Source organism: Falsiroseomonas sp. E2-1-a4, from assembly GCF_051433165.1.
GTDB lineage: Bacteria > Pseudomonadota > Alphaproteobacteria > Acetobacterales > Acetobacteraceae > Falsiroseomonas.
Genome location: NZ_JBHMFS010000025.1, coordinates 1 through 23,135, shown reverse-complemented (window position 1 = coordinate 23,135; position 23,135 = coordinate 1). Strand labels below are relative to the sequence as shown.

The window sequence follows — 23,135 nt, the reverse complement described above, 5'->3', positions numbered from 1 at the left end:
GCCGCCCTTGACCAACGCTGCGAAGCGTCAAGGATGGCCAGCAGAGGAAATGGTCCTTGCCCTTGATCCCCCGAAGCCGAAATTGAAGCCCGGGGAACCGCGTCAGGCCCCGCCGCCTTCCAGCAGCGAGCCCTGACGCGTCCCTCGCGGCGTTAATCGGCGAGTGCGTAGATGGTGAAGGAACCCTTCGCACCCGTCTTGTTCGGGCCGACCATCCGCTCCCGCGACTTCACCTCGACCGTGTGGCCCTTCTTCTTCTTCAGCCCCGCGAAGAAGCCGCGGACCGTGTGCTGTGCCCAGCCCGTGGCCTCGGCGATCTGCGCCACCGTCGCCCCCTCAGGCCGGCGCAGCAGCGCCAGCACCTGCTCCTGCTTCGTGCCCTCGCGCGGCTTCCGCGGGGCGCCGGGCTCGCGCGCGACGCGGGCGAACTTGCCGGCGAGGGCGGCGCGGAGGGCCTCGATGGCGCGGCTGATCGGGTTGTCGGTCGCGTCCTGCGCAGGGCTGCCGTCCCAGGCGGCCAGCACCGCAGCGGCGGCGTCGCGCAGACTGGCGCGCGGTTGTGTGGGCGCGCCCTGGGCGGGTTCGGCTTCCTCCGCAGGGGCATCCCCCCCGGCGGCGTCGTCCGCGCCCGAGGGCGCCGTGTCGGGCACGCTGCCCTCGATGCCCGAGCAGTCGGGCTCGCCGGCCAGCCCGTCGCCCTCGTTCGGGTCAATGCCGATGGCGCGCAGCCCTTCGTCCGTGATGCGCGCCACGATCCAGGTGTCGTCCTCGTCCTGCCGCCAGCCCAAGCCGACATGCTCCCGCGGGGCGTTGATCTCGATGAGCAGGCTGTTCTTGATCAGGCTGCGGAAGACCGCGTTGCGGGCCGCGGCAGGCAGGGTCTTGGGGGCGCGGGCGAGGCCCATCTCGTGCTGCGCGGCGGCGCCGAGGATCACGCGTTGGGTGTCGGAAAGCTTAGTCATCGTGGTGGTCTCCGGTTCCGGGTGCCGGTCATCGGCCCCTACTGCCGGGAGCCCCGCCGGCGCTGCCGGTCGGGGCGGTGCGGGAGCGGCCCGCGTCAGGCTTCGTATTCGCCGCGGCGGAAATGCTGGTCCGCGATGTCCTTCAGCTTCGCCGTCGCATCCGAAAGCCAGGCAGCTTCGCCCCAGAGCACCGTCTTGGGATCCGCGCCGAAATGGTCCTCGCTGGCCTGGGTGAGTTCGGCGAGGAGGGCATCAAACTCGGCCTTCTTCACGAGAAAGGCGGCCAGGCTGCGTTCCTGGTTGCGGGCTTCGCGGTCGGTCATGCTGGTCTCCCTCGTGGTGCAGGGCGGGGTGCTCTGCGTGTGACGGACCATTCGCGCTGTGCCGCGCACGAGCCAAGCAAGATGCGATTTTTTGTAATTGCTATGAGCTGGCGCTCTGGATCACATCATGATCGACGACGCCACGCGCCGCGGCGATATGGGCGCGTCTTTGCTCCGATCACCTCCCGCCGCTGGGAAGTCGATGCGGGCCGCGCGTCACGCGTGCGGCTCGGGCTCCGATGGGGCAGGCGGATCCAGCCGCTGGGCGACCTCCAGCAGCAGCGCGTTCATCTGCTCCTGCAGGATTGTCTGCACGAGATGCGGATCGCGGCCGATCTCCGCGGCGATTTGACCCGACACCCGCGCCGGCCAGTTCAGCACGGCATCGCGCATGCCGGCGGCGACTTCATCGACGCGGTGGTTGGCGGCGGTGATGTCCATGAGGCGGCCCTTCTTCTCATCCATGGCCAGGCGCTGCGCCTCGACGCCGAGGGCCAGCCGCGCCAGCGTCAGCCGCCCCAGCGGCGTGTCTTGACCAGCCGGCGCAAGAGGCGAGCGCCCCGGCACGGCCGATGCGGTCAGATCGCGGCGAACACGCTCGACGTCCCAGGACCCATCCGGCTCACGACGGATGCGCCCAACCTGTTCGGCCTTCTGGATAGCGGTGTGCGAGAGTCCGAGGCGACGGGCGACCTCTCGGGCGGAGGTGATGCGCTCTGGCAAGTGCATCTCCTGTCACGGCCGCGGCCTGGCAATCGGTTTGTGCCTGGCAACGGATCAAAATTGAGTCGCATGAATCACTTACGCGACGCTCCTCATGGCTTGGCAACCTCGATTATAGCCTACCGCTAGCGACCTTGCGCGCGATGGCCCCCCGCATACGACAGCGCCCGGAAGGAACCATGGCCTCGGCATCGGGAGGGGCGCGACTTCCGACGTGCCGCGAGTCTACACGCCGCGGATTCCACGGCGCAATACACTCATGCGCAGCCTTCCGATCTTTCGCATGAGCGCATCGCGCCGCCTCCCATCACGCCGCCAAGCGCGGTCGCGGCACCAGCCCGTAGTGCATGGCCAGCACCGCCAGCGCGGCGGTGAACATGCCCTGCGCCTGAGCTGGCGCGATGGGGCGTCCCTGCCAGCCCTGCTGCGATCCCCATTCGCGGATCGAGCATTCCAACCCGAGCACGTGCCAGACGGCAGAGCCACCCGGGCTGTGCAGTCCGCCCAGAGCATCCATCGCGGACAGTACCCGCTGCCGTGCCGAGACCTGGCGCTCGGTCATGGTGTCGGCAGAGGCGCCAGGGATGCGGAGCAGCTGCGTGGTGCGCATGCCATCCAGCGCCGCGGCACGAAATTGCGTGCGGAACCTAGCGCCAGCCTCGTGCATCTCCGGGGTGATGGTGCCGTGGCAGAGCATGGCGGCAATGGAGTCCACCGCGCGACGATGCTGCACGGGTGTCCCCGTCTCGGGATCGGCGTCACGGACGGGCTCGCTGAACCCGCCATGCTGGAGACGCCAGCGCGAGGGCGTGGACAGCTCTTCCAGGGTCGGGACGCGGCGCTTGCTGCGTTTGGCCATGATGTGTGTTTCCCTTCAGGCGTTCTGGGCAGTGGTGGCGCGCATGCGTGCCTCGTGGCGCTTCCGGCGTTCCAGATCCTCGCGCTCGTCGATACGGGATTCGCCGGTCATGCGATTGATGTGCATGCCCTCGCCGTGCCGTGCGAAAGCGATGAGCGCATTGGTGAGGCGATCGAGACATTCATTCTGCCGAATGGTCGCCCGCGTTAGCAGGAACGGATCGACGTAGCTCGCATTGAACGGCAGCCAGTCAGCCGGATCGGGGATCCAGATTTCGGCGTGCGTGAACTCCACCGCCATCATGTCGACGAAGTAGCCACCGCCTGGCGTGCGCCGCACGGCGACCTCGGCCTCCGCCCAGGTGGGACTCTCGACGGCGGTGCGCGCGACACGTTCGCCCAGGACGCGCTCAAGGGCCTTGTCCCAATCCTCCATCTTGTTCGCCGCAGCGCGGACGGACTTCATCCAGGGGGGCTCCGGCTCGGCGGTGAAGGTGCCGGCGCGGAACACCGTGATGCGCTCCGCGGTCATGCCGGCCTCCCTCGTCCAATGGTCTGGTGCTGATTTCGCAGGGCGGGCTTCCAACGCGGGTGCGTGTCGAACTCCGATGTGCCCGTGATGGGGTCGACGTGCTCGCCCTCGCCGTAGCGCGCCCTCGCGATGAGCACGTCGCCGACGCGGTGCTGGCTGTGAGCAAGCGTGATGGCTGCGTGGCCGTGCAAAAAGGGCAGCACGATCGTGACGTAAAAGACCAGCCAGTCGCGCTGGTCCGGGACCAGGACGGCGGCGACATGCTGGTAACGACACTCGAACTCGACGTAGTGCCCGCCCTTGGGCAGCGCCCACCAAGCGACCGACGCTTCGGGTATGGTCCCGCCGTGGAGAGAGACCCGGTTGGCCTCGCAGTCGAGTTCTGCGGAGACTGCCTCAGCCCAGTCGCGGTCGAATGGCCGCGCGTACTCCCGCGCCATGACATGCCACGACGGTTCGGGTTCCTCGGTGAATGCACCGGCACGATAGACGGTGATGCTATTGTCCTGATCCATGAAGCTCTCCGAGCTCGAGTTGCGGCTCCGCGGATGCGGTGCCGGTCATGCCGCGGCCGTGTTGGGCTGAGCGGCTTCCATGCGGTGGGACAGCGCCGTGAGGCGGGCGCGGTCATGAGTGATGGGCTGCGCCAAGGCAGCGTCGAGCCGGGCGCTGAGCGCCGCGAGGCGCGCACGGGCGTCGGCAATGGGGGGTGTCGCGGGCTGCGGGGCCGCGCCGCCGATGATCTCGAAATGGGCGAGCGGCCCGAGCTTCGCTTCCAGCCAGGCACGGGGATCAGCGATCAGGACCAGGTCGAACCGCGCCGTCCGATCCTTCTGCCCCGGCCCGGCAGGGCGGTAGGCGACAACCGAGGAGGAGTGTGACGTTCTGCTATTAGAGAGATCCCTATAATAGCAGGATGTCACACTCCTCGCCTTCTGCTGGCGGGCGGCGTCGTGGCTTTGCCACAGGTCGGGAAACGTCCGCGCCATGTCCGCGGCGTTCTCCAACACCACGCCAGATGCCGCCATCATGTCCTGGCGGGTGGGGCACACATCGTCCCAGTCCAGCACTTCGTGCACCGCGATCGGCAGCACGACGTCGGTGAACAGATCCACCTCCAGCGGCGTTGACGCCGTGCGGTTCACCCCGCGGCCGCGCCCAATGGCCTGGATCAGCTCGCCCTCGCAGATCGTCCAGCGGATCGCCTCGACCGTCGGATCGGCATGGGTCGCGCCCGGCAGCGCGTGCACACCGCCATCGGCCAGCGCGATGCGCCGGTCCTCCTGCTCGTACCACCAGGTCACGTCGCCGCGGCTGGCGAGCGGGGGGCGGTTGGTCACCGCGGCGGCCAAAGCCTCCACCGTCAGTGGCGCCGGCAGGGTCCGGCCCAGCACCATCAACCCGACGACGCCGCGCCAGCGGTCGATGCCGCTGAGGGCGCTGAAATGCACCGCCTGGACGTTGCGCGGCAGTCCCGCCGCCCGCAGCGCATCCACCGCGGCCTTCTGGGCAATGATCAGCAGGTCGGGCGGTGACGCGCTGCGACCCCGCAGGCTGGCCGCGCGCAGGGCAATCAGCGCCGAGACCTGGCGCCGATGGTTTTCCGCCGCCCCGCGATCGCGGGGCTTGGCAACTCGCCCGGTGTCAGGGCCTTGGCGCTCACCGGCGCACGGAGGATCTGGCGGACGCGCACATGCGGCTCCGTGGCCATCAGCGGCTCGGCGATGGTGACTTCGGGAATGAACGGGGTGACGAGCTCGGGCCGCAGCGTGGCGTCGAGATGCAGGATCGGCCCCTGGGCGCCCCAGCCGTTGCGCAGATTGGCCCGCCAGGTGAGCCGCAGGCAGCGGACCGTGCCATTCTCCGACATGGTATCGATCAGCACCGCGCCGGCGACATCGTGGTCATTCTCCAGCGCCTCGGCGTTGAGCAGCCACATGGCCGCCGCGCGGTTGGGCGGCGCCCAGGGCTCGCCCTCCTTCGGCAGCACGGCAGCGATGCGGCGCCGCCGCTCGCCCGGATCCATGCCAGGGGTGAGGCCCGGGTTGCGCATGCGGCGGTGCTCGAGGCCTGCGGCCTGGCGGCAGCGCTCCGGCGTCAGCCCTGCAGCCCGCAGGGCGCTGACAGAGAGCGGGCCCTTGGTGGCGGTGGCCAGGACCTTCCACAGCCGCTCGCGCTGGGCTGCGAGATCGGCCGTGGCCTCCCAATCCTCCTGGTTGTGAGGTGTAGCACTGCACCGTGCCGAGATGCGGCCGCAGCCCATCCAGCGTGAGCAGCGCCTTGCCATCGGTGCCGCGCAGCCCGGCGGCCCAAAACCCCTCATCCAGCACCAGCAGGCCAACAGCACCGAGTTCATTGGGCGCCTGGTGGAACAGCGTGTCATGCGCCGTCAGCACGACCTGCGCCGCCTCCAGCCGTGGCTTTTGCGCCTGGTAGCCGCAAGAATTGTAGAGCGGGCAGATATGCGTGGTCCCACGCCGCGTGACCTTGCAGCTGGTGGTCTCGACGATGCGCTCGACCTCCATCGCGTCAAAGGGCGCGGAGGGATCGAGGCACATCAGGCGCTCGGGGTTTTCGGGCGACGGGTCCGGCGCGGTTCGGCCCTTCCAGACCATCGCGTCCACGCCCAGGGCCTGGAAGGCCTCTCGCTGCTCCTCGGCCAGATCGTGGCGCGGCACGCCGATGACGACCTTGCGGCCGCGTAGTGCCTCGCTGCGCAGCAGCCCGGCGACGCTGCGCTGCATCGCCCTGGTCTTGCCGATGCCCACGCCGACCGGCAGGGCGAGACGCGGCGGGCGGGGCTCGGCGTTGAAGTCTAGGAGCATGCCGCCTCCCGCTGCTCGGCCCCGCCTTCGGGCGTTGCGCTGGCCCAGGGCGGTGCGACTGGCTCCCAATCGGCATCGAGCGGGTCGGCCATCCAGTGCGCCGCGACATCCGCCATGAACTCGGCGACCTGGTCATCCAGCGTGGCGCGGATGCTGGTGAGATCGAGGATGGCCAGCGGATAGGTCGGCCTCAAAGGGGCGAGCGGTGCAGCGGCCCAGATCGCGTCGCGCACCGCGTCGATCCCGCAGGCCGCGGCGAGGTCGTTGAAGTCGCCGGGGATGGGAGGAATGGCGATCAGGGACTGGGTGGCACGGGCCGCGGCGGTGGCGGCCGCCACGCCCGGATTGCTGTCGCGCCCCGGCTTGAGGTCGTTGTCGGCCAGGATCACCAGGGTGGCTTCCGGGCAGCGCGCCTGGACCAGTGGCGCGACGCGCACCAGGTTGCCCGCGTCCATCGCGGCGACCACCGGCAGATCGGTGGCGGCATGGGCGGTGGCGCCGGTGGCCCAGCCCTCGCAGAGCAGGATGGCGGGTGCACTCTCCAGCGGCTCGCCGATCAGCGCGAAGTGGTCCGCCTTGGCGCCGCCGGACAGGTAGCGCTTGGTACCGTCCTCGTAGATGCGCTGGATGCTGTGGATGGTGCCGTCCAGATCGATCAGCGGGATGATCAGCGTGGCGCCCATGTCCATGCGGATGCCGAAGGGCTGCACGCCTTTGCGGCGGAGATAGGCCTGGTCTGGATCGGCGGGGCCTGCATGCTCCCATTGTGCCTGCGCGGCCCGGCGCGCGATGCGGTGCTGCTCATCGGGATCCACGTCGTTTGCAGGCGGCGCCAGCACGATCTCCGGGACAGGTGTGGGAGTGCGCTCCGCAGGTGCCCAGGCCGGCAGACCCAGCCAAGCCCGTGCCCAATCGGCCGCGTCGCGCCAATCGCCGCCGCGTTCGCGCGCGATGAGCTCGAAGGGACCGCCACCGCTGCCTGCGGCATGATCGAACCAGGTGCCGACCTTGGCACCGCTCATCACCGCGGAGAGGCTGCCACGGCGGTTCCAGCGCCACTGGCGCGCTGTGCGGCGGGATGGCTTGCCGAGAAGTTCCTCCACGAGCGAGGGCCAGCTGGCGATCAGCGCGTGGCGCAGTTCCTCGAGCTCGCGGCCCATGGGGTTTCCTCGTGCTGGCCACAGGCGGCGGTTCGACGTCCCAGCGATGGGAAGTCGAGGCGCGCCGGCTTGGCGGGTTGCTGTCGGTGGGGAGCGCGAGGCCCCCTACTTATTGATTACCGAGGGACCCGCGAAAACGTCTCAGCGGGTCGGCAGGTCGTGGTGCGGGAAGGTGCCGCGGTGGTTGGCGTCCGCAGTTTTACCCATGCCCATAGAACCACGAGATTGATTTCCGGTCCAGTCGTTCTAAGCATAGGACGGCTACAAATGAATGCGCTCTGCTACGCAGGAGCACGTTCCGTAAATCACTACGCCTTCAAGCGGACCTCATGACTGGTGGAGAGCAGTTGTAATTGCGTTTGGTAGGCGGTTGATACTGCAAACCGCGCATTGAAACCCCCAAGCTTGGATCTGGTCCCAAGGGTGGCTTGGTTCCTGCGGGCGGGAAGCAGGCACACCCTGGAAGGCGGCAGCCATCCAGCGGTGGAGCTGCGCGCTTGCCACAAAGCGGCTGAGACGGATTCCCGCCTTGCTGGGTACTGGATGGGTGGAGGGCTTCGCATGCCAATCACCACCATCGCCTCGAGACCAATGCCGGCACAGCGGCGACGATGCGCGCAGGACGGATTCGCGGCAGATGCGTCGCCGACATTTCCGCAGTCAGCCGTCTTTTCGCCCCCGCGCGCCACGGCGTCTGCGCAGCGCTTCCTTTGTTTGCGCAGCGCTACGCGCGCTACAAAAACGCGCTCCCGAAGGCCCATCGCGATGTGCTTGACGGCGGCAATGAGCGCAGCACCGAACATGAGAGCCGCCATGTCCATCGGCAGAGCGTGGGAAATTCAGGAGGGCCGATCCGTATATGAGAGGCACAACCATGTGTGCTGGATCTCGATGCCCGGTCGAACCCTGCGAAGCTCCATCCCCGCGAGAAGCGCCCATGCGACGTTCCCAGCGCTGGGCATGTCGCGACTGCTGTGGCGGCTCAGCAGCCACGCCCGCCTGAAGGCTCGGGGGGCCGGAGACGTTCGCCTACACTCCACCGGCAAGCAGCGCCTGCATGCGAACCCCAACAGGAAGGGACTCGCATGACCAGACGATCCACCACCGCGCCCGCGCCGGCGCCCACCATCCCGAAGATCCCGCCGACGCAGGTGCTGAGCCGCCTCGCCGCGCTGCAGGCGGCGCCCACGGCCATGCTGAAGGACCAATGGCGGGAATTGTTCGGCAAGGAGCCGCCGCCCTGGAACCGCGCCTATATCCAGAGCCGGCTGGCATATCGGATCCAGGAGCTCGCGTATGGCGGGCTGAAGCCCGAGACCGTCGACCGGCTCGTGGCGCTGGGTGAGCAACTGGATGGCGGCAACGTCGTTCTGCGCCGAATCCGCGCCGACAGCCGCCCGCTGGCCGGCACGCGTCTCATCCGGGAATGGCAGGGCGTGCAGCACGTGGTCACCGTGCGCGTCGACGACTTCGAATTCGAGGGGAGGCCCTACCAGTCCCTGTCCGCCATAGCCCGACACATCACCGGCACGCGCTGGAACGGCTGGACGTTCTTCGGGCTGCGCACCCGAGGTGACGCATGACCCGCCGCGTCCGCATCGAGCCGGCCATGCCGGCCACCACGAAGAAGCTCCGCTGCGCGGTCTACACGCGGAAGTCCACGGACGAGGGCCTGGAGAAGGAATTCAACACCCTCGACGCGCAGCGCGACGCCTGCGAGGCGTACATCACCAGCCAGCGGGCCGAGGGATGGGTGCTGGTCCGCGACCGCTACGACGATGGTGGCTTCTCCGGCGGCACACTGGAGCGGCCGGCGCTGCAACGCCTGCTGCGCGATATCCAGGCCGACCTGGTGGACGTGATCGTCGTCTACAAGATCGACCGCCTGTCCCGCTCGCTGATGGACTTCGCCAAGCTGGTGGAGGTGATGGACGCGCATGGCGTGACCTTCGTCTCCGTCACGCAGTCCTTCAACACGACCACGAGCATGGGCCGCCTCACGCTGAACATCCTGCTCAGCTTTGCCCAGTTCGAACGTGAGGTCATCGGCGAGCGCATCCGCGACAAGTTCGCCGCCTCCCGCGCCCGCGGCATGTGGATGGGGGGCAAGGTTCCGCTCGGCTACGACGTCGTCGCCAGGAAGCTGGTGGTGAACGAGGAGGAGGCGCCGCGAGTGCGCCGCGTGTTCGAAATCTTCGCCGAGACTGGGTCGGGCATCGAGACGGTGGCTCGCCTCCGGGCGGAGGGCGCCACCAGCAAGGCGGGCCGGCCGCTGGACAAGGGGGATGTCTACAAGCTGCTTAACAACCGGACCTATGTCGGCGAGGCCGCGCACAAGGGAAACATCTATCCCGGCGAGCACCAGGGGATCGTGCCGCGGGAGCTTTGGGACCAGGCGCACGCCGTGCTGCAGATCAGCCCGCGGGTGCGGGCCAACCAGAACCGGGCGCAGACGCCGGCGCTGCTGAAGGGGCTGATCTTTGGGGTGGATGGCCGGGCGCTGTCGCCGACCCACGCCAGGAAGAACGGTCGGCTCTACCGCTACTATGTCGCGCAGCGGGTGCTGAAGGGCGACGCCGCCGGCGACGACACGATCCTGCGCCGGGTGTCGGCGGCAGAGGTCGAGGCGGCCGTGGTGGACCAGGTGCGGGCGCTGTTGCGGCAGCCGGAGATCGTGGTTGGGACCTGGCGGGCGGCGCGCAGGGAGGCACCGGACCTGACTGAGGGCGAGGTCCAGGACGCGCTCCATCGGCTCGACCCGCTCTGGGAGCACCTGTTTCCGGCGGAGCAGGCGCGGATTGTGCGGTCGCTGGTGGAGCGGGTGGTGGTCGGCCCGGCCGGCGCGGATATTCGGCTGCGGGTCGAGGGGCTCAATGGCCTGGTCCGCGACCTCACCGCCATCTCGCCCAGCGCCCTGATGGCGGCAGCATGACCACGGCGACCAGCATCACGGTCCGGGTGCCGCTGGCAATCCGCCATCGGCCGGGCAGGAAGACTGTTGTGACGCCGATGGCCGATGGGGTGGCGCCAATCACAACGCGGGCCGACCCCGCGCTGGTGAAGGCTCTTGCGCGGGCGTTCAGATATCAGCGCATGCTCGATCAGGGGCGCTACGGATCGATGACCGAAATGGCGGCTGCGGAGAAGATCGACCGCGGCTACCTCGGGCGTCTGCTGCAACTCACTCTGCTGGCGCCCGACACCATCGCGGCGATCCTCGATGGGACCCAGGACGGTGACCTGACGCTACCATCGCTGATGGTAGGGTTTGACCCGATATGGGAATGTCAGGCGCACTCGCGCCGTCGACACCCCAAGGCGGGGCCAAAGGCAGAAGACACCTGACGGCCCGCGTCGATATCGCCCCCCAGTGCCCTCGCGCCCGTCCAGAGGCACGACATGCTCGCGGCGGCGGCCGTTAGGCCCTAGAATCGCTGCCGGACAACTTGTATCGCCGTATGAGACATGCGCCAGACTGAGGACATCAACCCGCGCATCCTGGCGTGGGCCCGGGAAACCGCGGGGCTGACCGTCGAAGAGGCGGCGGATAAGCTCGCCCTCGGCAGTTCCGAGCGCGCAACTGCCGCGTCTAAGCTCTCTGCCCTTGAGTCCGGGGATCGCTCCCCGACGTCTGCTCAGCTGCAGAAGGCAGCCGCCCTCTACAAGCGCCCCCTCATCACCTTCTACATGCCGGAGCCGCCGCAGCGCGGCGATCGGGGCGAAGATTTCAGGACTGCCCCTGGCGAGGTGTCAAAGCGCGCGAACGGCCTGCTCGACGCTCTGCTTCGCGACGTGAAAGCGCGTCAGCAGATGGTGCGGAACCTCCTCGAAGATGAGGATGAGGCCCCCCGGCTCGCATATGTCGGGTCGGCAAGCATGGAACAGGGGCCTGCGACGGTGGCCGGTTCTATCCGGACTGCCCTGGGCATCGCCACGGAGCAGCAGAAGGCCGCGAAGGGCCCGGATGGGCTGTTCTCGCTCCTGCGATCGGCCGCGGAGAAAATCGGCGTTTTCGTTCTGCTGCTGAGCGATACCGGGTCCCATCACTCGGCGATCAGTGAAGAGGTGTTTCGCGGATTCGCGATTGCCGATGAGGTCGCGCCCTTCATTGTCATCAATGATCGCGATGCGCGGACGGCGCGCTCCTTCACCCTTGTCCATGAGCTCACGCATATCTGGCTCGGACAAACCGGGGTGAGCGGTCCGGTCCGCGATACGCCTGCAAATGCCATCGAGCGCTTTTGCAATGATGTAGCCGGCGAATTCCTGCTGCCGTCATTTTTTCCATTGAATGACCTTTCACAGCTTCGAAGCATGACTGTGCCGGTCGTGCTTCGCGCAACCGAGCGCGTCTCGCAGGCCTGGAACGTAAGTCAGGCCCTCGTGACCTATCGCCTGACCCGCGAGCAGTGGATCAGCGCGGCTGTTGCCGGTGAGATATTCAGGCTGCTCGCCGAACGTTGGCGGAATGAGCGTGAGCGGAGCCGGGATGCGCAATCTGATGCCGGAGGACCCAGCTACTATGTGGTGAAGCGCAGCCGGCTGGGCGAGGCGCTCATGCATGTCGTCCGGCGCGGTCTGCAAGGCGACGTGCTGACACACACCCGCGCCGCGAAGATCCTGGGCGTGAAGCCGGCCTCCGTTGAACCGCTGCTCCGCGGCCAGGCGATGGTGGAATGACGCTTCACCTGCTGGACGCCGATGTGCTGATCCGGGCGCATGAAGACTACTACCCCGTCGACCGCGTGGCCCCGTTCTGGGCGTGGCTGCTGCAGCAAGCTGTGGCTGGCTCGGTCAAGATGGCCCGGCAGAACTACAGCGAGATCGCTGACTCCCGAGGACTTTTGGCGGAGTGGCTCAACCGAGCGGACGTCAAGGGAACGATTGTGCTTGATGAGCAGACTGACGTAGCCGTGGTGCAACGCGTTCTGACGCATGGCTATGCGCCTGACCTGACGGATGTTGATCTGGAGAAAATCGGGCGCGATCCCTTCCTCATCGCCGCAGCTCTTCGCGCACCGGATCGGATCGTGGTGACTCGAGAGGTTTCGAAGCCAAGCAAGCAGAGAGCGAACCGCAAGATTCCGGACGTGTGCCAGACCTTCGGCGTGCCCTGCATCAACGACTTTGCATTGTGGCGGAAACTGAATTTCTCAATAGGGTAGCTACGTTCGTCGATGCACGGCGCCGGGATCGGTTGGCATTGGTCCGTTGAGGAGGAACCTTCATCATCACGCCGCGCCGTCGATGCTCTCCACGATGACCATCCTCGTGCGCCCCTCAATGACCACCTCGGTTTCATCTTCAGCTCGTAGGCCCATGATAGCCGCACCAAGAGGCGAAGTCGGTGAGATGCGATCACGCCCATTGGCCGTTCCATCCGCCACAATGTGGACCCTGAGCGCCCGAGCTTTCCCGTCGACATAGCGCACAGAAACGGAATCGCCTGTGCTGACCCGAATATCACCATCGGCTTCTGCAACCTCGGGAACAACTTCGTCCGCGGTTTCGACAGGCGTCTCTGGTGCGATGTTGTTGCTCGCTGGCTCGATTGGCTCGTCCAGCTTCGGGCGATGCCTGACCGTCCGGAATTCGACAGGCAGCGCGTCACCCGCGGTTGCCGCTCCGATGGGCGAGATACTCCTCTCCTGGAGTGCCGTGACCAAGTCGCTGAAAACCGCGTCCTTGGCGCTTTCCCACTCCGAAGCCCAACAGCGCCAGAATGTCCAACCGACTCGCTCCAGTGCCTTTTGCCGCTTCACGTCCTGTGCCCAGCGCTCCGGCCCATGAAACGAATCACCGTCGAGCTCGATCGCAAGGCGACGATCATTCTCACCTTCCACAACGAAGTCGATGCGATAGCCACCGGCGGGCACCTGGGCGCGAACGCGATATCGGCCTGCAATAGGCGTTGTCCAACGTCTCTCTCGAACTTCGATTCACAGGCTGCGAGGACATCGTCAGACTGGCCAATCCGCCCGCCGGCCATCGGATCCTGGAAGTGGCGTAGAACTTCCAGCTTAATGTCGCCTTCCTTGAGCATCGACGGTGTCACCGAGCGAACGAGCACCATCCGGTCACGGGCGCGGGAGAGTGCAACATTGTAACGCTGCTCGTAGAGACGGCTGGATTGCTTGGAGGCCGTGTCGCCATCATGCACCATCGAGAGGAAGATGATGTCGCGTTCCTGCCCCTGAAAAGTAGCAGCATCACCGCACATGATGTGATGGTCGCTCATGGTTTCCGGCCCGACCGCATGAATGAGCCGGTCGTAGATGAGCTTGGCCTGCTTATCGGCGTGTAGCGAAATCACGCCAATGCTCCGCTTCCCCGCGGCGTTCAGGAGGGGATCGGCAATGGCGCGCTTGATCTCTTCGACGATGTATGTGGCCTCAGCATCGTTCACATCGCCGCGTCGCTTCCCATCCTCGACAAGAACATCGATGAGTGGCGGATCCAGACGCTCGCTCGGCTTTGGCAGTCGGAGCGGGACGAGATGACCACCATAGAAGCGGGACGAGAAGCGGATGATCGGCTCGACACACCGGAAATGCTCCCGAAGGACGATCACCTTCCCCGGGTACATCATCCCCCCAAGCTCGTAGAGCGAAGTTGCTGGATCGATCTGCTCAGCGAGTGGTTGTCCGGTGAGGTAGGTTGTGCGCAGCCGGTTCACGACAGCTTCTTCGACCCCAACCGAGACGGGGCTCACCTGGCGATCATCGCCGACGATGAGCAGCTTCTTGCCGCGAAGCACCACAGGAAGGGCCGAGATGTTCGACTGGCTTGCCTCGTCGATGATGACAAGGTCGAAGCTGCCGAGGTCAGGCGGCAGTTGCTCCGCGACCCGCCACTCCGGCATGATCCAGCAGGGGATCGCCTTGACGGCCTGCTGAAGGCTGTCGCGTAGAATGCGCCGCTGGCGCCCGGCCGTTTTCGCGCCTGCTGTCTTCGGCAGTCTGGTCAATGCAGACAAGAAATTCCGAAGCGCAGCCTGGACATTTTCAGTCAATCGGTTGCGCAGCCCAAGATAGGTCATCAGTTCGATGGCATCCAGGAAGCGCCGCTCCCGGCTTGCTACCAGCTCAGCGCGTGCAGCCGTCAGTGCTTGCACTTTCTCCCGGTTGGCAACCCGGGCGAGGAAGCCCTTTGCACGCGCATGATCCCATGCATCCTGCCAATCAAACGGCAACACCTCGTCTAGGTCGCCGGGAACTTGTCGCTGGATTTGGTCTGCCCAAAGGGCCGCGCCGCTGGCGCGGACGGGGCCTGCCAGGGCGGCAAGCCGCTGGAGGTCATCGCGCAGCTTGCCCAGCCGGTCCGCTTCGCGCTGGACATCTCGCCAAATGTCAGCAGCCTCGGCGTCAGCCAAGCCAACCGCGCCCAGCCCGTCAGCGACTTGCTGGAGCGCCTCACCGATCTGGCCCCCGATGCGAACCCCATCCTCACGAAGGCGATCGCGCAGCCGCTCGGCTGCCAAAAGATCGGCGTCACCGAGATTCGCCCGCAGCGCGGGAATGGCAACTGATATGTCGATGCGAATGATGACCGCATCAATGTCGAGTCCGTAGGGAAAAAGCGCCTGGAGCCGCGCGGATCGCGCATGCGCATCGGCGGCCAACGCGAGCATTTCCGTCAGGCGCTTGCCAAGTTGTCCCAGAGCATCCCGCGATGTCGTGTGCTCTTCAGGCAGCCGAGTAAGGCTGTGTTGGGCTGCAAGCGCATTCCAGCGCGCGACGAAACCGCGGACCTCGCGGCGCCAACCGTGCAGATCAGCAAGCTTCGCCCATGCCGCTGCATCCCGAGGCGGCTCAGCGGCAATCCGCGAGGCCTGAACTGCGTCCTTGATCGGATTGCGGCCAAATCCCTTGAAGAAGCCAAAGGGCGGCCTGCCTGCCGCCAGATTCGCCAAGGCCTCGCCCAACCGGTCCGCTTCGAGGATTTCCGGCAGTTCCAGGGCATGCAGCGCCAGCGCCTCTCCCCGCTGCGCAAGGCGTGCCGCCTCGTCGAGCATTGGCCGGAGAGCGTCTGCCGAGAATCGGTGCTGATGCCGACCGCCGGCGAGGGCGCCCCATGCCTCGCGCATCCATTCGTAGCCGCCCGTGGATTCGTGCCAAGCGGCAAGGCGTTCCAGCCATGCGAGCAACTCCGCTGGCTCACCCGCGTGGGCGGCAGTTAGATCAGGCCGCGGAAGACTTCCGTCGCGTTCGCGCTGCCGGCGTTCTCCCGCTTCTCGGAGCGTCCGGTGGGCCGCGACCAAAGCGCCGAGTGGCGGAAGGGCATCTGATCCCGATGGAAGCTGGGCGGCCCCATAGGCAATATCAGCTCCGAGACGCCGACGTAGCGATCGGGCTTCGGAAATCTCCGCTTCGCCGAACTTCGACGCATGATTGGCCGCGAGATCGAGGCCATCGGGGAACCAGGCGTGCTTATCCCCCTGTTGGGCCACCCAGGCCGCGATGTCCTGAGGCAGCGCCTCCGTGCCACGCCACGGCACTCGGTCAAGGTTCGCCCGTGCAATCTGCTCGAGCTCCATGTCAATTTCGGCGACGCGGCCGTCCTCGCGGCGGATCACCCGCAGCAAATCCTCAGCACGCTGCCTGGCCTCGCGAGGATTGATCGACTGCGCCCGCTCGGCCAAGGCCGACACGGCTTCTTCCAGTTGACGAGCACCCTCCCGGTCGCTGTGCGTCACGGCGATGGTGAGGTCACGCAAGGCTGGCGGTAGCTTATCCCGGATGGCGCTCAATGCCTCCGCCGTATGGGCTGACACGAGCACGCGCTGCCCGGTCGCCATGGCGTGGCCGATAATGTTCGCGATGGTATGGGTCTTGCCGGTGCCCGGTGGACCCTGCACGACGACGCCGAAAACATCCTTGTCCTGTAGTCGCCGCGCGATCTCCTCCTGCTCCTCATTGGCGGGCAGAGGGAAGAACAGCCAGTCCTTCGCTTTCGGGGCTGCACCGTCGCCGCCGCCACCGCCTGACCAGGTCCCGGTGCCGGAACCTCCCGCGAGCCCATCCAGTCCGCTCAGATCGATCGGCCCGACATCTTCAGGCGCCACGTCAGGTGGCGGCAGAACGAAGCGGCGAGCCGTCTCCGGCAGCTCCTTGCCTTCCGTCGAGAGGGCGTCGATCTGCCGCCGGATGTCGTCGCGCAGGATGTCCTCGCGGCGTGTCCGTACAATGATACAAAACCCCTGCCCGATCCGAAGAGCCTCCCCGGCCGGACCGAGTTCTTCATTGGTCGGCAAAACGGTTCCGCTGGCATCGAGGCGCGCTGCGCAGGTTTCGAGGACACCGAGGAAGCTGGCTGGCTGAAATGGGCCGAACGCGAGGTCTGGATCCTTGGAAATGCGATCCAGCCGCGCCGTCATTTCGCGCTGCAAATCTGCTGCGCCTGGAATGCTGAGGTCCAGAAATGCGCGAAGCGCGGGCGTAGGGGGCACGCCACGGGCAAGGATCGAGAGGTTGCCGCTGGTCTCGTCCAGCTCGAACTCGGCCCGCTGTTCGATCAGCGGCAGATTGATGCGTCGCCCGCCATGCTGCCAGCGCGCCAGGCCGATGCCGACCACCAACTCCAAACCGCCTTCGCCACCAGCGGCAGCGATCTGGGCATGTGTCTTGTAGAGCGCGCTGTAGAGTTCGATCGCCTTGCGCCGCGGCGCCTCTTCTTCCGCCCAGGCGCGCCATGGCCCCGCAATATGGCGCTCCAGGGCCTCTAGTACCGACGGAAGCTCCGCGGGTCGCAGCGGTACCGACCAGCGCTCCGGCTCACCAGGGTTCGTCGCTATTTGCCCAACTGCGTCCTCGTGGATGAAGGACGCCTCGATCAGGTCCGTCGCCTCGTCCGCCGTGACGAAAAGGACCCGTTCGGACAGCAGCCCGGGCGGCTTGGCGGGCGTTGGGCGCGCTTCCGAGCGAAGCCAGGGCTCGAGATCCGCTGGCGGCTTCGGCGGCGGCCGCTCCCGCATTCGGGCAAAGGACAGCCACACATCCTCGGACGGGCCAAAACCGACTCCTGGTAAAGGGTCTCCCGCGACATCCATGAGATCGCGCTCGGTCAGACGAATCGGATACTCGGCGATGTCGAAGACGGTCTTCTCTCTCGTCGCCAGCATTTGCTCGGTGAACCGGAGAAGATTTTGGAGATCTTCCCGAACCTGTTGGTCATCGCCGGCAAGGCTATCGTCGCGCATGTCGAGTTCTGACCCAAATCTCTCTGCTATGGCCGCGATTGCAAGAGCGCACTCTCGGCATCATTTCGTGAAGGTTCAGAGATTGCACGGTCAGCGATCGGCGCGCCAGCATTCAAGTAAAGCGCCGTCCCTTTGCATCAGGCCCTGAACGGCGCTCCAGCGGGCGCGTGTTTTGGGGGCAGGCGCACTGGGCGTGAAGGCGAGATTCAACGCCGCAGCCCCTCAACCCCAAGCTCCCGCCACAGACAGCCGAAATCATAGCTGGCCATCGGGTCCCCAGGCTTCTGCCGCCCCGAATGGTTCTCCAGCGTCTTGAGCCAGGCCACCACCGCCGCGCGTCCCTTCGCGGTCTTGGTCGCAGCCCGCGGAGTCTTGCCGCCGAGTGCTGGGATCGGTTCATCCAGCACGCGGCGATAGTGGTCGTCCAGCATCTGCTGAACCAGGGTGCGCTCCTGTTCCGGTGACAGCCCCGTGGGCGCAGGCGGCGGGCGCTCGGTCGCCAGCATCTGGTCCAGATCGGTGCGCTCTGTGAGCGGCGCCCGCACCAGGCCCGTCAGCAACGGCTCCAGTAAGGCTCGCCGCGCTCGGCGCGTGCCGGCGAATTGGCGGCAAGTGACAGGCGACGCCCCTTGAGCTCCACGGTGCCAAGCACGAGCGACCCATCCTCCATGGTCGTGATGAATGTCTGCCCTGTCGCCCGGCGCGGCACGGTCTGCGTCTTCGCCCCCGGCTCGGCCAGCCAGTTCCAGAAGCCGGCGTTTTCCTGACGCAGCGCGGGGATGGTGGCCAGCGCCGCGCGCAGCTTCTGCGCGGCGATGCCGGGAAGGAGGGGGAAGTGCAGCGTCGTGAATTCCAGCGGGTCGCCGTCGGTGTTCAGCAATTCCGGCCGGTCCGTGCCCTGGGCCGCCTTCAGCGCTGCGTCCAGCCAGAGGTTGGTCACCAGAAAGGCGCCCAGGCCCAACAGCATGTCAGGCGTGAGAATGCCGGCCAGCCGCTCCGCATCCGCCTCAATGCCGAGATCGCGCGCGACCACGGCCACGTCACGGGGCGCCTGGTTGCGGACGCGGCCCAGCGAGGCCAGCAGCGCCTCACTGGTGTCGCGGTTGAGGGCCAGGAGCGTGCCGCTGATCACGGCGCGGTCGCGTAGGGGGATGATGCGTGTGGCGATGCGGTCCCAGGGCCGCAGTCCCTGAGAGCCGCTCTTCTCCCAGACGCGGACCGGCTCGCCGCCGCGGACTAGGTCGCGCAGCAGCATGGATTCGCCGGGCACGAGCCCGCTCACCTCGTAAAGGCTGATGACCGAACGGCGCAGCCCAGCGATGTACTCGCGGGTTGAGACGCTTTCCTTCCACCCACGGCGGCGGAGGTAGTCATCGGCGATGTTCCGGCCATCGGGCAGGTCGGTCGCGAGCAGATCCTCGAAGGCCGCGCCGAAGAGGTTGGAGGCGGCATACTCGCCGAGCGTGTCGCCAATGTCCTCCGACGCAATGCCGGCGCCAGCGCAGGCCTTGGCGCTATGGCGCTCGATCAGCGTCGCCAGTGCACCGCGCCATTCCTCGCGCCGCGCCCAGGCGATCAGTCCAGAGATGTCATGCGGCGGGGGCAGGGTGCGGCCTTTTGCTTGGGATCACCGCTATGCTTCCCCGGCCCGCGTCTCGTCGCAATACCGTGGGTGGAGAGCGCTGTTTTGCGGTCCCAGATTCGACCGGTAGCCGGTCGCGATGCGCAACCGGCCGGTCTGTCTCGGCGAATATTTGCCCCGATTTCAGTGACTTGAAGCTTGTAGACTAAATCGCCCAAGTCCCGAGCTTCGGAGAGAGAATGGCCTCCGGAGCGACGCAAACGCCGGTCGTTGCGTTCTCCAACCCTCAAGCCGTCGCGGCAAAACCCCAGGAAACCCACGGTTCACGGCGCCGTCGACGCATGGAAAATATGAGGTTGGAAAACCGACTGGAGCAGCGGTGGGAACCGGATTCCAACCTGCTCTGGCGTCTGTGAGACGCGTCTCACTATTTGCATCACCTTCTGGTGCCCCAGGTGGGTGGGCTGGGTCAGTGAGGAGGCGCTGCGCAGCTACCCCTGCGGAGGCGCAGGAATTCCGGCATAGCGAAGGTCCTCCACAGCACGTCTGCGCCGTCTTTCCTTCGCTCCGGGCGAGACTGCCTGTCCGGAAATGCCCTCCAAGATCGGGCATTCGGGCCGATGGTCGCCGTGGCACGCCGCGGCCAAGTGACGCAGCGTGTCCCCCATCGCCTGAAGCGCCTTCACTTTCTCGTCGATCGCCGTCACATGCGCCTGCGCGAGCCGCTTGACCTCGGCGCTGGCGCGGCCGCGGTCGCGCCAGAGGCTGAGCAGATCGGCGATCTCGGTGAGCGGAAAGCCGAGGTCGCGGGCATTGCCGATGAAGCGGAGCGCATGCACATCCTCCGCCCGGTAGACGCGATATCCGCTCTCAGTCCGCAGTGGCGCCGGCAAAAGGCCGATCGCCTCGTAGTGGCGGATCATCTTCACTGAGACGCCGGAGGCCTTCGAGGCTTCACCGATGTTCATCGCCATCACTCCCCGATAGCGACCGCGGCGGGTCTGAACCGCCGCAGCCGGAGCGCATTCGCCAGCACGAAGACGCTACTGAGCCCCATTGCCGCCGCCGCCAGCATAGGCGACAGCAGGGTGCCGCCGAAGGGCCACAATACACCCGCCGCGACCGGGATCAGCGCGACGTTGTAGGCGAAGGCCCAGAACAGGTTCTGCCGGATATTTGTCATCGTCGCGCGGCTGATCGCGAAGGCGGTCGCCACCGCCCCGAGGTCACCTGACATCAGCACGACATCGGCGCTCTCGATCGCGACATCAGTGCCGGTGCCTACCGCAAGGCCGACGTCGGCAGCGGCGAGCGCCGGCGCGTCGTTGATGCCGTCGCCCACGAAGGCGACCTTCCGCCCGCCCTCGCGCAGGCGCTCTACGGCCGCGACCTTGCCGTCCGGCAGGACCTCGGCGACCACCTCCTTGATGCCGAGGCCGCGGGCGATCGCCTCCGCAGTGCGCCTATTGTCGCCGGTCACCATTGCGATGCGCAGCCCCTGCGCCCGCAGCGCGGCGAGGGCTGCGGGCGTTCCCGGCTTGACCGGGTCGGCCACCGCGAGCGCCGCCACGAGCTGCCCGGCCACCGCGGCATAGAGGGGCGTGCGGCCCTGGTCGCCGAGCGCCGCCACCACCGTGGCGAAGCGCCCGACGTCGAGGCCGAGCCGCGCCATATAGCGATCGGCGCCGACTGCGACGTGCCGCCCATCCACCAGCGCCGTGGCGCCGAAGCCGGGCACGGCCTCGAACGCCGTCGCCTCGGCCAGAGCAAGGCCGCGCGTCCTTGCCGCTGCGACGATGGCCTGTGCAACCGGGTGCTCCGATTGGGCCTCGACCGCAGCGATCAGCGCTAGGATCGTGGCCTCATCCTCGCCGGGCGCGACGACCAGGTCGGTCAGCACCGGGCGGCCTTCCGTCAGCGTGCCGGTCTTGTCGAGGGCGACAACCTCGACATCTCGCAGTGCCTGCAGCGCCTCGCCCTTGCGGAAGAGCACACCGAGCTCAGCCGCCCGGCCGGTGCCGACCATGATCGACGTCGGCGTCGCCAGGCCCATGGCGCAGGGGCAAGCAATGATCAGCACGGCGACGGCATTCACCAGCGCAAAGGCGAGAGCCGGCTCCGGCCCGAAGAAGAGCCACACGCCGAAGGTCAGCGCGGCGATGGCGAGTACAGCGGGGACGAACCACATCGTCACTTGGTCCACCAACGCCTGGATCGGCAGCTTCGATCCTTGCGCCTGCTCCACCATGCGTACGATCTGCGAGAGCACGGTCTCACCACCCACCGCAGTGGCGCGGAAGCGAAAGGCGCCGGTGCCGTTCACCGTACCACCGGTGACCCGCGCGCCGGGCGCCTTTTCCACCGGCACGGGCTCGCCAGTGATCATGGCCTCGTCCACGAAGGAAGCGCCCTGGGTGACTTCGCCATCGGCAGGGATGCGGTCACCCGGCCGTACCAGCACGGTGTCCCCTGGGATCAGTTGCGCGGCTGGGATCTCCTGCTCCTCTCCGTCGCGCAGCACGCGCGCAGTGGGTGGCTGCAGGCCCATCAGGCGTCGGATCGCCTCCGACGTGCGGCCCCTGCTCCGCGCCTCAAGCCAGCGGCCAAGCAAGATCAGCGTGACGATCACCGCCGCCGCCTCGAAGAACACATGCCGTGCATCGGCCGGCAGCAGCGTCGGCGCGAAGGTCGCAACGGTGGAATACGCGAAGGCCGCGCCGGTGCCGAGCGCGACGAGGGAGTTCATCTCCGGCGCGCCGCGCAGAAGCGCGCGCCAGCCCTTGGTCTGGAAGCCGAGGCCGGGACCGAACATCACCAGCGCGGCGAGCAGAAACTGGATCTGCCAGCTCAGCGTGAAGCCGATACTGTCGCGGATGGCGTGGTGCAGCGTCTCGGAGAGGTGCGCACCCATCTCCAGCACGACCAGCGGCAGCGTCAGCAAGGCGGCCAGGCCGAGCCGACGCGCCAGGCCCCGCAACTCGGCCGTACGCGCCGCGCGCTCCCGGTCGTCACGCGCCGCGGGCAGCTCCGCGCCCAGGCGCTCGGCGCCGTAGCCGGCAAGCCGCACGGCCTCGACCAGGTCGTCGGCGCCGACGGTCGCCAGATGCGTGACGTTCGCGCGGTGCGTGGCGAGGTTCACCGCAGCCTGGGTCACGCCGGGCACCGCCTTCAGGGCACGCTCCACACGGCCGACGCAGGAGGCACAGGTCATGCCCGTGATGGCGAATTCGGTGACCTCGCGGCCGACGCCGTAGCCGGCGCTCTCCACCGCGCCGAGCACTTTGGCGAGTTCAGGTGTCCCCACGAAGCGGATCTCGGCCCGCTCCGTCGCCAGGTTCACCGAGGCCGAGGCGACGCCGGGCACGGCCGCGATCGCGCGCTCCACGCGGCCCACACAGGACGCGCAGGTCATGCCCGCGATGGGCAGCGACACCGTGCCGCCCGGCGCGGCATGAGAAGATGTGGGCACCGCTGGGATCCAGGCGGCGACGTTGTTATCGGGAGGCATCGCGCGATCTCCTCAGCCGCGGGTAGTGTTGGCGTAGCCGGCCGCGGTGATCGCCGCGGAGAGGCTCGTCGCGTCGGTCGTGCTCGCGACGCGCAGGCGGCGCGTTGCGAGGTCGGCCTTGACCTCAGCGGTGGGATCGAGCGCCTGCACCGCCTGCGTGATGGTGCGCACGCAATGGCCGCAGCTCATGTCGGGAATGTCGAAGTCCTGCATCGTCGTCTCCTGTCGCAATGTCGCGGGAGATCACCTTGTCAAAGCTCCCATGTTGGGAGGGTCAAGCGGTCTTTTCAGCGGGATTGGGCCGGATTGCCACTGCGCAAATGCAAGGCTGCCTGCAAACGCGCAACGCATGTGTGGGGCGGCCGGCGCTGCTCGCTGTGGAGGGGCCCGACACCTAACCTCTCGCCCGACCTTTGCGACGTGCCTAACGAGATGCCGACCTGGACCTACACGGCGGTTCACCT

22 protein-coding genes are annotated in these 23,135 nt (G+C 67.2%); 6 read left to right on the top strand and 16 right to left on the bottom strand.

The features are described 5' to 3' along the window. Positions 1-152 precede the first annotated feature (152 nt). The 8 genes from ACFHNC_RS21260 to ACFHNC_RS21225 all read right to left on the bottom strand — a co-directional run bounded on the left by ACFHNC_RS21260 (position 153) and on the right by ACFHNC_RS21225 (position 5,661). Positions 153-962 (bottom strand): DUF3489 domain-containing protein, encoded by an 810-nt coding sequence (locus ACFHNC_RS21260; protein WP_437171247.1) that lies wholly within the window; start codon positions 960-962, stop codon positions 153-155. 95 nt (positions 963-1,057) lie between these two features. Next, the gene (locus ACFHNC_RS21255; protein ID WP_437171246.1) at positions 1,058-1,285 is read right to left on the bottom strand and encodes a hypothetical protein; all 228 of its coding nucleotides are present in this window, start codon (positions 1,283-1,285) and stop codon (positions 1,058-1,060) included. Positions 1,286-1,501: 216 nt separating this feature from the next. After that, positions 1,502-2,008: a hypothetical protein gene (locus ACFHNC_RS21250; protein ID WP_437171245.1), complete on the bottom strand. Its 507-nt coding sequence runs from the start codon at positions 2,006-2,008 to the stop codon at positions 1,502-1,504. Between the two features lie 307 nt (positions 2,009-2,315). Beyond that, positions 2,316-2,867 carry a DUF6456 domain-containing protein gene (locus ACFHNC_RS21245; protein ID WP_437171244.1) on the bottom strand — a complete coding sequence of 184 codons (552 nt, stop codon included), beginning with the start codon at positions 2,865-2,867 and terminating at the stop codon, positions 2,316-2,318. 15 nt (positions 2,868-2,882) lie between these two features. After that, positions 2,883-3,398, bottom strand: coding sequence for a hypothetical protein (locus ACFHNC_RS21240; RefSeq protein ID WP_437171243.1), 516 nt, complete (start codon positions 3,396-3,398; stop codon positions 2,883-2,885). Next, the gene (locus ACFHNC_RS21235; protein ID WP_437171242.1) at positions 3,395-3,913 is read right to left on the bottom strand and encodes a hypothetical protein; all 519 of its coding nucleotides are present in this window, start codon (positions 3,911-3,913) and stop codon (positions 3,395-3,397) included. Before ACFHNC_RS21235 ends, ACFHNC_RS21240 begins: the two co-directional genes overlap by 4 nt. Positions 3,914-3,958: 45 nt before the next feature. Beyond that, on the bottom strand, positions 3,959-4,894 hold the full coding sequence (locus ACFHNC_RS21230; protein ID WP_437171241.1) for a hypothetical protein: 936 nt from the start codon (positions 4,892-4,894) through the stop codon (positions 3,959-3,961). Between the two features lie 77 nt (positions 4,895-4,971). Continuing rightward, a complete protein-coding gene (locus ACFHNC_RS21225; RefSeq protein WP_437171240.1) occupies positions 4,972-5,661 on the bottom strand; it encodes a hypothetical protein in 690 nt (229 codons plus the stop codon). Here ACFHNC_RS21225 and ACFHNC_RS21220 point away from each other — a divergent pair. Beyond that, complete coding sequence (locus ACFHNC_RS21220; RefSeq protein WP_437171239.1) at positions 5,645-6,103, top strand: hypothetical protein; 459 nt, start codon at positions 5,645-5,647, stop codon at positions 6,101-6,103. The genes ACFHNC_RS21225 and ACFHNC_RS21220 overlap by 17 nt on opposite strands. Positions 6,104-6,213: 110 nt before the next feature. On the opposite strand, the gene ACFHNC_RS21215 is transcribed toward ACFHNC_RS21220, so the two are convergent. After that, positions 6,214-7,383, bottom strand: a complete 1,170-nt coding sequence (locus ACFHNC_RS21215) for a toprim domain-containing protein (RefSeq protein WP_437171238.1) — start codon at positions 7,381-7,383, stop codon at positions 6,214-6,216. A 1,085-nt stretch (positions 7,384-8,468) separates the two neighbouring features. On the opposite strand from ACFHNC_RS21215, the gene ACFHNC_RS21210 reads away from it, so the two are divergent. The 5 genes from ACFHNC_RS21210 (at position 8,469) to ACFHNC_RS21190 (ending at position 12,548) form a co-directional block, all read left to right on the top strand. Further along, on the top strand, positions 8,469-8,966 hold the full coding sequence (locus tag ACFHNC_RS21210; protein WP_437171237.1) for a DUF2924 domain-containing protein: 498 nt from the start codon (positions 8,469-8,471) through the stop codon (positions 8,964-8,966). Beyond that, positions 8,963-10,315 carry a recombinase family protein gene (locus tag ACFHNC_RS21205; protein ID WP_437171236.1) on the top strand — a complete coding sequence of 451 codons (1,353 nt, stop codon included), beginning with the start codon at positions 8,963-8,965 and terminating at the stop codon, positions 10,313-10,315. Before ACFHNC_RS21210 ends, ACFHNC_RS21205 begins: the two co-directional genes overlap by 4 nt. Beyond that, positions 10,312-10,728 carry a hypothetical protein gene (locus ACFHNC_RS21200; RefSeq protein WP_437171235.1) on the top strand — a complete coding sequence of 139 codons (417 nt, stop codon included), beginning with the start codon at positions 10,312-10,314 and terminating at the stop codon, positions 10,726-10,728. The genes ACFHNC_RS21205 and ACFHNC_RS21200 overlap by 4 nt, the downstream gene beginning before the upstream one ends. Positions 10,729-10,848: 120 nt before the next feature. Beyond that, complete coding sequence (locus tag ACFHNC_RS21195; RefSeq protein WP_437171234.1) at positions 10,849-12,063, top strand: ImmA/IrrE family metallo-endopeptidase; 1,215 nt, start codon at positions 10,849-10,851, stop codon at positions 12,061-12,063. Beyond that, positions 12,060-12,548 carry a DUF4411 family protein gene (locus ACFHNC_RS21190; protein WP_437171233.1) on the top strand — a complete coding sequence of 163 codons (489 nt, stop codon included), beginning with the start codon at positions 12,060-12,062 and terminating at the stop codon, positions 12,546-12,548. Before ACFHNC_RS21195 ends, ACFHNC_RS21190 begins: the two co-directional genes overlap by 4 nt. 66 nt (positions 12,549-12,614) lie before the next feature. Here the strand turns inward: ACFHNC_RS21190 and ACFHNC_RS21185 are convergent, their stop codons facing one another. The 7 genes from ACFHNC_RS21185 to ACFHNC_RS21155 form a co-directional block, all read right to left on the bottom strand. Further along, on the bottom strand, positions 12,615-13,226 hold the full coding sequence (locus tag ACFHNC_RS21185) for a GreA/GreB family elongation factor (protein WP_437171232.1): 612 nt from the start codon (positions 13,224-13,226) through the stop codon (positions 12,615-12,617). Beyond that, positions 13,142-17,581 carry an AAA domain-containing protein gene (locus tag ACFHNC_RS21180; protein WP_437171231.1) on the bottom strand — a complete coding sequence of 1,480 codons (4,440 nt, stop codon included), beginning with the start codon at positions 17,579-17,581 and terminating at the stop codon, positions 13,142-13,144. Before ACFHNC_RS21180 ends, ACFHNC_RS21185 begins: the two co-directional genes overlap by 85 nt. 206 nt (positions 17,582-17,787) lie before the next feature. After that, complete coding sequence (locus tag ACFHNC_RS21175) at positions 17,788-18,126, bottom strand: hypothetical protein (protein WP_437171230.1); 339 nt, start codon at positions 18,124-18,126, stop codon at positions 17,788-17,790. 8 nt (positions 18,127-18,134) lie between these two features. Beyond that, a complete protein-coding gene (locus ACFHNC_RS21170; protein WP_437171229.1) occupies positions 18,135-18,836 on the bottom strand; it encodes a hypothetical protein in 702 nt (233 codons plus the stop codon). Positions 18,837-19,654: 818 nt separating this feature from the next. Further along, positions 19,655-20,131 (bottom strand): Cu(I)-responsive transcriptional regulator, encoded by a 477-nt coding sequence (cueR, locus tag ACFHNC_RS21165; protein WP_437166800.1) that lies wholly within the window; start codon positions 20,129-20,131, stop codon positions 19,655-19,657. A gap of 5 nt (positions 20,132-20,136) precedes the next feature. Continuing rightward, on the bottom strand, positions 20,137-22,671 hold the full coding sequence (locus ACFHNC_RS21160; protein ID WP_437171228.1) for a heavy metal translocating P-type ATPase: 2,535 nt from the start codon (positions 22,669-22,671) through the stop codon (positions 20,137-20,139). A gap of 12 nt (positions 22,672-22,683) precedes the next feature. Further along, positions 22,684-22,884 carry a heavy-metal-associated domain-containing protein gene (locus tag ACFHNC_RS21155; protein ID WP_437171227.1) on the bottom strand — a complete coding sequence of 67 codons (201 nt, stop codon included), beginning with the start codon at positions 22,882-22,884 and terminating at the stop codon, positions 22,684-22,686. Positions 22,885-23,135: the final 251 nt, after the last annotated feature.

Excerpts from the sequence above, each read along its gene's own strand:
- ACFHNC_RS21260 (WP_437171247.1), bottom strand. The coding sequence starts at position 962 with ATGACTAAGCTTTCCGACACCCAACGCGTGATCCTCGGCGCCGCCGCG.
- ACFHNC_RS21205 (WP_437171236.1), top strand. The coding sequence starts at position 8,963 with ATGACCCGCCGCGTCCGCATCGAGCCGGCCATGCCGGCCACCACGAAG.
- ACFHNC_RS21195 (WP_437171234.1), top strand. The coding sequence starts at position 10,849 with ATGCGCCAGACTGAGGACATCAACCCGCGCATCCTGGCGTGGGCCCGG.
- cueR (WP_437166800.1), bottom strand. The coding sequence starts at position 20,131 with ATGAACATCGGTGAAGCCTCGAAGGCCTCCGGCGTCTCAGTGAAGATG.
- ACFHNC_RS21235 (WP_437171242.1), bottom strand. The coding sequence starts at position 3,913 with ATGGATCAGGACAATAGCATCACCGTCTATCGTGCCGGTGCATTCACC.
- ACFHNC_RS21190 (WP_437171233.1), top strand. The coding sequence starts at position 12,060 with ATGACGCTTCACCTGCTGGACGCCGATGTGCTGATCCGGGCGCATGAA.
- ACFHNC_RS21200 (WP_437171235.1), top strand. The coding sequence starts at position 10,312 with ATGACCACGGCGACCAGCATCACGGTCCGGGTGCCGCTGGCAATCCGC.
- ACFHNC_RS21255 (WP_437171246.1), bottom strand. The coding sequence starts at position 1,285 with ATGACCGACCGCGAAGCCCGCAACCAGGAACGCAGCCTGGCCGCCTTT.
- ACFHNC_RS21155 (WP_437171227.1), bottom strand. The coding sequence starts at position 22,884 with ATGCAGGACTTCGACATTCCCGACATGAGCTGCGGCCATTGCGTGCGC.
- ACFHNC_RS21220 (WP_437171239.1), top strand. The coding sequence starts at position 5,645 with ATGCGGCCGCAGCCCATCCAGCGTGAGCAGCGCCTTGCCATCGGTGCC.
- ACFHNC_RS21160 (WP_437171228.1), bottom strand. The coding sequence starts at position 22,671 with ATGCCTCCCGATAACAACGTCGCCGCCTGGATCCCAGCGGTGCCCACA.
- ACFHNC_RS21240 (WP_437171243.1), bottom strand. The coding sequence starts at position 3,398 with ATGACCGCGGAGCGCATCACGGTGTTCCGCGCCGGCACCTTCACCGCC.
- ACFHNC_RS21215 (WP_437171238.1), bottom strand. The coding sequence starts at position 7,383 with ATGGGCCGCGAGCTCGAGGAACTGCGCCACGCGCTGATCGCCAGCTGG.
- ACFHNC_RS21225 (WP_437171240.1), bottom strand. The coding sequence starts at position 5,661 with ATGGGCTGCGGCCGCATCTCGGCACGGTGCAGTGCTACACCTCACAAC.
- ACFHNC_RS21245 (WP_437171244.1), bottom strand. The coding sequence starts at position 2,867 with ATGGCCAAACGCAGCAAGCGCCGCGTCCCGACCCTGGAAGAGCTGTCC.
- ACFHNC_RS21180 (WP_437171231.1), bottom strand. The coding sequence starts at position 17,581 with ATGCGCGACGATAGCCTTGCCGGCGATGACCAACAGGTTCGGGAAGAT.
- ACFHNC_RS21170 (WP_437171229.1), bottom strand. The coding sequence starts at position 18,836 with ATGCTGCTGCGCGACCTAGTCCGCGGCGGCGAGCCGGTCCGCGTCTGG.
- ACFHNC_RS21210 (WP_437171237.1), top strand. The coding sequence starts at position 8,469 with ATGACCAGACGATCCACCACCGCGCCCGCGCCGGCGCCCACCATCCCG.